Annotated in this window: 8 protein-coding genes; 2 read left to right on the plus strand and 6 right to left on the minus strand. The window is 71.2% G+C overall.

Annotated features, from left to right (window positions below):
• Positions 1 to 107: 107 nt before the first annotated feature.
• From ABZS97_RS42715 to sigE, 5 genes are all read right to left on the minus strand, one after another.
• Positions 108 to 767 (minus strand): hypothetical protein, encoded by a 660-nt coding sequence (locus ABZS97_RS42715; RefSeq protein ID WP_356148918.1) that lies wholly within the window; start codon positions 765 to 767, stop codon positions 108 to 110.
• 232 nt (positions 768 to 999) lie between these two features.
• A complete protein-coding gene (locus ABZS97_RS42720; protein WP_356148921.1) occupies positions 1,000 to 1,461 on the minus strand; it encodes a sec-independent translocase in 462 nt (153 codons plus the stop codon).
• Between the two features lie 211 nt (positions 1,462 to 1,672).
• Positions 1,673 to 3,202 (minus strand): trypsin-like peptidase domain-containing protein, encoded by a 1,530-nt coding sequence (locus tag ABZS97_RS42725; RefSeq protein ID WP_356148924.1) that lies wholly within the window; start codon positions 3,200 to 3,202, stop codon positions 1,673 to 1,675.
• Between the two features lie 482 nt (positions 3,203 to 3,684).
• The gene (locus ABZS97_RS42730; protein ID WP_356148928.1) at positions 3,685 to 4,638 is read right to left on the minus strand and encodes a zf-HC2 domain-containing protein; all 954 of its coding nucleotides are present in this window, start codon (positions 4,636 to 4,638) and stop codon (positions 3,685 to 3,687) included.
• Positions 4,635 to 5,336 (minus strand): RNA polymerase sigma factor SigE, encoded by a 702-nt coding sequence (gene sigE, locus ABZS97_RS42735; protein ID WP_356148934.1) that lies wholly within the window; start codon positions 5,334 to 5,336, stop codon positions 4,635 to 4,637. The genes ABZS97_RS42730 and sigE overlap by 4 nt, the downstream gene beginning before the upstream one ends.
• Before the next feature lie 238 nt (positions 5,337 to 5,574).
• On the opposite strand from sigE, the gene ABZS97_RS42740 reads away from it, so the two are divergent.
• Positions 5,575 to 6,273, plus strand: coding sequence for an O-methyltransferase (locus tag ABZS97_RS42740; protein ID WP_356148937.1), 699 nt, complete (start codon positions 5,575 to 5,577; stop codon positions 6,271 to 6,273).
• Between the two features lie 154 nt (positions 6,274 to 6,427).
• Here the strand turns inward: ABZS97_RS42740 and ABZS97_RS42745 are convergent, their stop codons facing one another.
• On the minus strand, positions 6,428 to 6,595 hold the full coding sequence (locus tag ABZS97_RS42745) for a DUF3117 domain-containing protein (protein WP_003966491.1): 168 nt from the start codon (positions 6,593 to 6,595) through the stop codon (positions 6,428 to 6,430).
• A 364-nt stretch (positions 6,596 to 6,959) separates the two neighbouring features.
• Between ABZS97_RS42745 and ABZS97_RS42750 the strand changes: the two genes are divergently transcribed.
• Positions 6,960 to 7,766 (plus strand): enoyl-CoA hydratase-related protein, encoded by an 807-nt coding sequence (locus ABZS97_RS42750; RefSeq protein WP_356148931.1) that lies wholly within the window; start codon positions 6,960 to 6,962, stop codon positions 7,764 to 7,766.
• Positions 7,767 to 7,875 lie beyond the last annotated feature (109 nt).

A 7,875-nucleotide genomic window follows, 5' to 3' on the forward strand; every position in this document is an offset into this window, starting at 1 on the left:
GCCAGTGTGTCTGACGATCCGTCAATTATGAAGATGCGGGGCGGTGTCGGGACGGTCAGTCGGAGATCAGGCCCTCTCGCATCCATCGTCGTACCGCTACCGCTCGCCTACGCGTACGACCCGATGTCCTTGACCATCGCGAAGGCCAGCCCGTACGCGCTCATGCCCCGCCCGTACGCGCCCACGTGGACGCCTTCCTGGGTGGAGCCCGCGAGGACCCAGCCGAACTCGGACTCGCGGTAGTGGAAGGGGGTCGGCACCCCGTCCACGGGGAGCGACAGCGTGGACCAGTCGGAACCGGTCAGGTCGTCCGCCAGGACCCATGCCGTCTCGGTCTGCTGGTCGAGCCAGTCGTCGCGCAGGGTGTGGTCCATCTGGCCGGGCCAGGTGAAGGACAGCAGCCCCACGCCCGCCAGCCAGGCCGCGGAGGACACCGAGGTGGCCTCCAGGAGGCCGGTGCCGTCCGCGCTGCGCCGCACGGGGTTGGCCGCGACGGTGACGACGACCGCGAAGCGCTCCTTGTCCTCCGCCGTCGACTCGCTGCGGACGGAGGGCTCGTCGCCGTGCCCGATCGAGCCGTGCTCGACGGCGCCGTCCGCCGAGGTACCCACCTGCATCAGCCAGCGCGGTCCCGTGAAGGCCTCGTCGAGGCCGTACCACGGGAAGGGCGCCAGCAGGTAGCCGTCGACCGTGCGCCGGGCGGAGGGGACCTGTTGTCCGCCCTCCGCGGCCGGCGCCTGTGCGCCTACCCGACTTGTCGTCTCCATCTGCCGGACGCCTCCTCGTTCTCGTCGGACCGGAGCGGCCCGCCCCCCTCGGGCGTCCTGTCGGTCCGCACAACAACTGGGCAGCATAGCCACACCGCTGCGAGCAGCAGGGAAACCGGTGTGCGGGTGGGTCGCGTACACGGCGGGTTCCGGCCGTGTACGGCCCTTGTCGCAACCCTTCTGAGGTGCGCGTACGGCGATGGCGCCGACGGCTCAGACGGCGTGGCTCATGTCACGTCGCGTCCGCGTCGAAGGGCGGGCGGTCGTCCGGCTCGGGCTTCTCGGGCTTCTTCGTCATGTCGACGGCGCCGCCGGAGGAGGAGGACGAGGGCGAAGAGGAGGACGGCAGCGACGGCGTGGAGGACTCCGACTCGCGGCCGTGGACCGCGTCCGCGACCTCGGCCATCTCCTTCTTCAGGTCGAAGCCGTTGCGGATCTCCTTGAGACCCAGGTCGTCGTTGTCCAGCTGCTTGCGCAGGAACGTCTTGGGGTTCAGGTCCTCGAAGTCGAAGTCCTTGAACTCGGGGCCCAGCTCATCGCGGATGTCGGCCTTCGCGCTCTCCGAGAACTCGCGGATCTTGCGGATGGTGCGCGTGACGTCCTGGATCATCTTCGGAAGCTTGTCGGGACCGAAGACGAGCACAGCGAGGACGACGAGCGTCACCAGCTCGAGCGGTCCTATGTCATTGAACACCTGAAGCTCCTTGCGATGTCCTCGGTCCTCGGCCCTCGGGTGGTCCTGGTCTTCCGTGGTCCGGGCCGGGTCCACGGTACCCGGCCATCCCGTCCGTCCGGAACTGTCCAGAGGCTTCCGGGTGCGTGTACACGGCCGGTTTTCCGCGATGTTTGCCGTTCAGGGCCGGATTCGGGCATCCGGCTGTGAAGTTCATGTCAGTCGCTGCGGGTCAGCTGCCGCCGGCGGAACCGAGGACGAGGGTGACCTTCTTCTCCGCGCCGTCCCGCTTGAGGGTCAGTTCCAGGTGGTCGCCGGGGCGGTGGGCGCGGGTCTTGACGATGAGTTCCTCGCCGGAGTGGACACGCTGGCCGTCGACCTCGGTGATGACGTCGCCCGACTGGATGCCCGCCTTGTCGCCGGGGCCGCCCGAGGTGACCGGGGAGCCTCCGTCGTTGCCCTTGACGCCGACGCGGGCGCCGTCGCCCGTGTAGTCCATGTCGAGCGTCACCCCGATCACCGGGTGGGTGGCCTTGCCGGTGTTGATCAGCTCCTCGGCGACGCGCTTGGCCTGGTTCACCGGGATGGCGAAGCCGAGCCCGATGGAACCGGCCTGACCGCCGTCCGTGCCGGAGCCGCTGTCGGCGGAGCGGATGGCGCTGTTGATGCCGATGACCCGGGCCTTGGAGTCGAGCAGCGGTCCGCCGGAGTTGCCGGGGTTGATCGGGGCGTCGGTCTGCAGGGCGTCGACGTACGACACGTCGCTGCCGCTCGCGCCCTCGCCGCCCGCCGTGATGGGCCGCTCCTTGGCGCTGATGATGCCGGAGGTGACGGTGTTGGCGAGGTCGAAGGGCGCACCGATGGCGACGACGGGGTCGCCGACCCGGACGTTGTCGGAGTTGCCGAGCGGCAGCGGCTTGAGTCCGCTGACGCCGGTGACCCTGACGACGGCGAGGTCGTACCCGCTGTCGCGCCCGACGACGGTGGCCTTGGCGGTCTCGCCGCCGCTGAAGGACACGGATATCTGGCCGCCGGTGCCGGCCGGTTCGACCACGTGGTTGTTGGTGAGGATGTGGCCCTGGGTGTCGAGCACGAACCCGGTGCCGGTACCCTCGGCGTCCGTCCCGCGCACATGCAGGGTGACGACGCTGGGCAGCGCGCGGGCCGCGATGCCCGCCACGCTGTCCGGAGCCCGTCCCTGGGCCTCCGCATCGGCCTGCGGCAGCTCCACGTCACCGAGCCCGCCGTTGCGCTCCAGATAGGCGCCCACGCCGCCGCCGACGCCTCCGGAGACGAGCGCGAGCACCAGCGCCCCGAGGACCAGCGCCTTCTTCGTCCGCTTACGCCGCTGCGTCGTGCTCTCGACAGCCGCCCCGGTCTGCTGGAGCGGGCCGGGCGCCGCCCATGGGTCGTAGTTCTGCCAGGGGGCCCCCGCGGCCGGGGGTGCAGGGGAGGCCAGGGGCGCCGGTATCGGTGCCGCGGGGGGTTGCGGCAGGGGCACCGGTCCCGGGGTCGCGGGCGGTTGCGGCAGGGGCGCGGCCTGGGCCGGGGGCCCCTGCGGGACGGTGGTGCCCTGCGGGACGGGGGTGCCCTGCGCGGGGGTGCCCGTCGCCGGGTGCTGGACCGGCGGGGCCGGCGCCCACGGGCCGGGCTCGCCGTACGGCGGGGTGCCGTACGGGTCGGGGGCGTGCAGCGGCTTGGGCCGGTCCGGACTCGCGTCGGCTTCCGCCCAGCCGGGCGGCACCGCGTCGGAAACCGCCACGGAAGCCGACTCCGAAGTTGAAGACGGAGCTGGAGCTGAAGACGGAGCTGGAGCTGAAGACGGAGCTGGAGCTGAAGACGGAGCTGGGGCCGGCGCTGCGGCCGCAACCGGAGCATCCAGCTCGAAGTCGCCGCTGAAGTCCCCGCCGAGGTCGCCGTCGGCGCCCCCGCCGGACGGAACGCCGCTCGCCGCCGGGGCCGGGCTCGGCGCGGGGCGGTCCAGTTCGTAATCGCCCCCGGAGTCGCCCTCGCCGGTGCCGTCGGCCACCGCGGTGGTGTCGGTCCCCGCGCCGTGCGGCCGCGGCCGGCTCCACCACTTCGCCTTCGTGGGCTTCCCCTCGTTCATGTTCTCCCCACACCTGGCCCGCGACACAACTCGCCGACGGTCACCGCAGATTGTCGACTCCGCGCCCGGGATCCCTCCGGCGGACGCGGCCCACCCTGGATTCAACCAGGTTCACGGGCCGTCGCGCAGTGCTGGGGTCAGCGGACGGTACGGGAGGAGGGGGACGGGGAGGAAGAGGGGGACGAGGTGGGCGCCGGGGCGGCGAGCAGGCCCGGAGTGGTGACGTCGGGTGCCGTCGACCAGGCGGTCAGCTCGGCCGGTTCGGGGGCCGTGAGCGGGCGTATGAGGGGGGTCATGGCGGCGGCTCCGGCCACCACGGGTGTGGTCAGCGCGGCGGCCCGCACCTGGTCTGCCGGAGCGGGGACTCCGGGCAGCAGCGGCGCGGACACCTCGGTCGGAGCCACCCGGGCCTCGCCGAGCCCGCGCTGACCCTGGGCGAGCAGCGGCCCCACGGAACGGCGGCGCTGCGAGTCGGGCGTCGCGGCTCCGGTGCCCGGGGTACGCGCCGGTGTCACATTGCTTCCGGCGCCCGAGCCGCTCCGCGCGTCCGCGGTGTCCGTCGGAACCCCGGCCGACACCCCGCCGAGCGCGACGGCGGCCAGCGACACCGCACCGGCGGCGGCGAAGGCGAACCGCAGCCCGCGCGAGGCCGACCGTTCGGTTTCGTGGCGGTTGACCTCATGGATGCGGAAACCGCGCTGCGCGGCGGGCGGCAGCACGCCCGTGTGCGGCGCCGACGGCACGTAACCGAAGGGTTCGCCTCTTACCCCGAAGATTCCGGTGGTGCCGGAGCCGGAGGGGAGTCTTCCGCCGAAGCCTCCCCCGTCCAGCGCGGAGTCGTCGCCCGAGTCACCACCTCCGGGGAGCCCCTGGAGACGGGCCAGGAAACTCTCGGAGGGCGGTGGCGGGGCCATTTCCGCGAAGACGCTCTTCAGTCGTCGCTGCGCGTCCGCCTCTGCCTTGCATTTGGCGCAGGTGGCGAGGTGTGCCAGGACGCGGTCGCGCGACTCATGACCGAGCTCTCCGTCCACCAGGGCGGAGAGTCGGTCTCCCAGGTGCTGTTCTGCCGGCGTAGGACGTGATCCACTCACGCGGTCGCGCCCCCTCCTCCCAGCGCGGGAATTCCCGGGACAGCGAACGTGCGGCGCTCGGCGCGGGCCTCGGGGGACCGGTGCGCGAGGGCCTTGCGCAGCTGGGAACGACCGCGGTGGATCCGGCTGCGAACCGTGCCGAGCTTGACGCCCAGGGTCGCGGCGATCTCCTCGTAGGACAGCCCCTCGATGTCGCAGAGGACGACCGCGGCGCGGAACTCGGGCGCGAGGGTGTCCAGCGCCTGCTGGACGTCCGCGTCGAAGTGCGCGTCGTTGAAGACCTGCTGCGGGGAGGGCTCGCGGCTGGGCAGGCGCTCGGCGGCGTCGTCGCCCAGGGCGTCGAAGCGGATGCGCTGCTTGCGGCGGACCATGTCGAGGAAGAGGTTGGTGGTGATGCGGTGCAGCCAGCCCTCGAAGGTGCCCGGCGTATACGTGGACAGCGAGCGGAAGACCCGGACGAAGACTTCCTGGGTCAGGTCCTCGGCGTCGTGCTGGTTGCCCGTCAGGCGGTAGGCGAGCCGGTAGACGCGGCCGCTGTGCGTGCTGACGATCTCCTCCCAGGTGGGCGGAGTCCACGCCTGCGACTCCGCGTCGGTGGTGAACGTCGCGGTCTGCGTCTCGGCAGCAGCATGGAACTTGTCAGCAGTGTTGATCACGGATTTCGGCTCACCCGCCGACCTGAGAAAGCGCCGCAGCACTCCTCCCCGATCCACAGGCGCAGCCGCACCTCCCCTGTCGGCTCTGGTGGTGTCCAGTGGAGCCCCTACCATAGCCACCTCGCCCGTTAGCTCCGGATAAGCGGTTTTACGAGAATTTGATGTGCGCTCCCGCACCCGCGTCAGCACCTGCTCGCCGTCCTCATCCATCCGCTTCCCCCCGGTTGATTCCGCAGTGATTCCCCAGCTGCCGTCCCCACCCCTCTAAACGCCCGGTCCCATCTGCGGGTTCCCGGCGCCAACGGATACAGTCACGCCCAGGCAACCGCGGGGACAGGAGAGGGTCATTACCGGCAACCGGCAGACGAGCTGGGCGTTCGCCGACGCCTTTGTCGCCGAGGACGAAGCACTGCGCTGGGCCCGTGACCGGGCCCGCGAGGCAGGGCTGCCCTCGGTGTCGCCCGGCACGGGCGCCGCGCTGCGGTTGCTCGCCGCGACGGTGGACGCCAAGGCTGTGGCTGAGATCGGGACCGGGACCGGCGTATCCGGGATTCATCTGCTGCACGGCATGCGGCCGGACGGGGTACTGACCACCGTGGATCCGGAGCCGGAGCGCCAGCAGTTCGCCCGCCAGGCCTTCCGCGCCGCCGGTTTCGCCAGCAATCGCGCCCGCTTCATCCCCGGCCGCGCGCTGGACGTACTGCCCCGCCTCGCGGACGCCGGATACGACCTGGTCTTCTGCGACGGCGACCGTCTGGAGTGCCTGGACTACCTCGCTGAATCGTTGCGCCTGCTGCGCCCGGGCGGGCTCGTGGTCTTCGAAGGTGTCTTCGCGGACGGCCGCACGGTCGACTCGGGACCCCAGCCCGCCGAGGTCGGAAGGCTGCGCGAACTGCTGCGCGCGGTGCGCGAGAGCCAGGAACTGGTGCCCTCGCTGCTGCCGGTGGGCGACGGCCTGCTGTGCGCGGTCAAGCGCTGAGAAAGGCCCCCAAGGCCCGCGTACCGACCCCTCTCACACGACTCTGACCTGCAAGAACACCTCAGTCGTACGTCCCTGGCGGCTTCGGGAACGACAGCGCCCCGGCATCGATGAGGATGCCGGGGCAGCTGAAGAGGTATGGTCGCGTTCCGCGTCAGCCGACGACCTTCTTGAGGGCGTCGCCGAGCGCGTCGGCCTCGTCAGGGGTCAACTCGACGACGAGCCGACCGCCGCCTTCGAGCGGAACGCGCATGACGATGCCCCGCCCCTCCTTTGTCACCTCGAGCGGGCCATCGCCCGTCCGCGGCTTCATGGCCGCCATGCTCGTTCCCCTTCCTGAAACCAGCTCATCGTCGCCGACGGCCCCTTAGAAGGGCACGCACGTCCCCTCGTAGGACACACGTCACCGGCATCGAACACATTGCTTCCAGGCCATTATCCCGCATCTCAGGACCCGATGACCAACATCAGTCGGCATCGCTTGCGCAACGCGCTTGAGCAAAACCACTCAATTCGGCGATGTGACTGCGATACTCCGCCGCCGCCCGGACTTCCGAGACCCGGATTTCTTTGACGCAGGTCACATGTCCCGCCCCCGCCACGCGCCGTGATCTCCGCCATGCTGTCCTCAGACCGACGACGTACCGACGGGTACGACGGAGCCGCGACACCGGAGGGGACCCACCATGGCCGACACCGTGCTCTACGAGGTGAGCGACGGGCTCGCGACGATCACGCTGAACCGCCCCGAGGCGATGAACGCGATGAACGTCGAGACGAAGGTCGCCTTCCGGGACGCGGCGATGGCGGCCGCGGCCGACGACTCGGTGCGGGCCGTACTGCTGACCGCCGCCGGTGACCGGGCCTTCTGTGTCGGGCAGGACCTCAAGGAGCACGTCGGCGGGCTGCTCGCGGCGCGTGAGTCGGGCGCGGGCGAGGGCGTCATGAGCACGGTGCAGGAGCACTACAACCCGATCGTGCGGGCCCTGACCGGTGCGGCGAAGCCGGTGGTGGCGGCGGTGAACGGCGTCGCGGCCGGGGCCGGATTCGGTTTCGCGCTCGCCGCGGACTACCGGATCGTCGCGGACACGGCGTCGTTCAACACCTCGTTCGCCGGGGTCGCGCTGACCGCCGACTCGGGCATCTCCTGGACGCTGCCGCGGGTGATCGGCCCGAGCCGCGCCGCCGACCTGCTGCTCTTCCCGCGCAGCATCACCGCCCAGGAGGCCTACGACCTGGGCATCGCCAACCGGCTCGTGCCCTCCGCGGAGCTGGCGGCCGAGGGCGCGAAGGTGGCCCGTGCGCTGGCCGAGGGCCCGACCCTCGCCTACGCCGCGCTCAAGGAGTCACTCGCCTACGCCCTCTCGCACTCCCTGGAGGACTCCTTGGAGAAGGAGGACGAGCTGCAGAGCCGGGCGGGCGCCTCGGAGGACCACCTGATCGCGGTGCAGGCCTTCGTCAACAAGGAGAAGCCGAAGTACCTGGGGCGCTAGGGGGTGTTTTGAAAGTCCTGTGCGGTGCCCGCGGTGTTCGGTGCGTGCCCTCGGCGTGCCGGACGAAGGCTCTCGTACTGGACGTACTTGGGGCTTCGGCCGGTGCGGC

The organism is Streptomyces sp. NPDC005485 (genome assembly GCF_040606085.1).
In the GTDB taxonomy this organism is placed as follows: Bacteria; Actinomycetota; Actinomycetes; order Streptomycetales; family Streptomycetaceae; genus Streptomyces.

Bases quoted from the DNA above. Each gene is read 5' to 3' on its own strand.
- ABZS97_RS42715 (WP_356148918.1), bottom strand. From the start codon at position 767: ATGGAGACGACAAGTCGGGTAGGCGCACAGGCGCCGGCCGCGGAGGGC.
- ABZS97_RS42745 (WP_003966491.1), bottom strand. From the start codon at position 6,595: ATGGCGGCCATGAAGCCGCGGACGGGCGATGGCCCGCTCGAGGTGACA.
- ABZS97_RS42750 (WP_356148931.1), top strand. From the start codon at position 6,960: ATGGCCGACACCGTGCTCTACGAGGTGAGCGACGGGCTCGCGACGATC.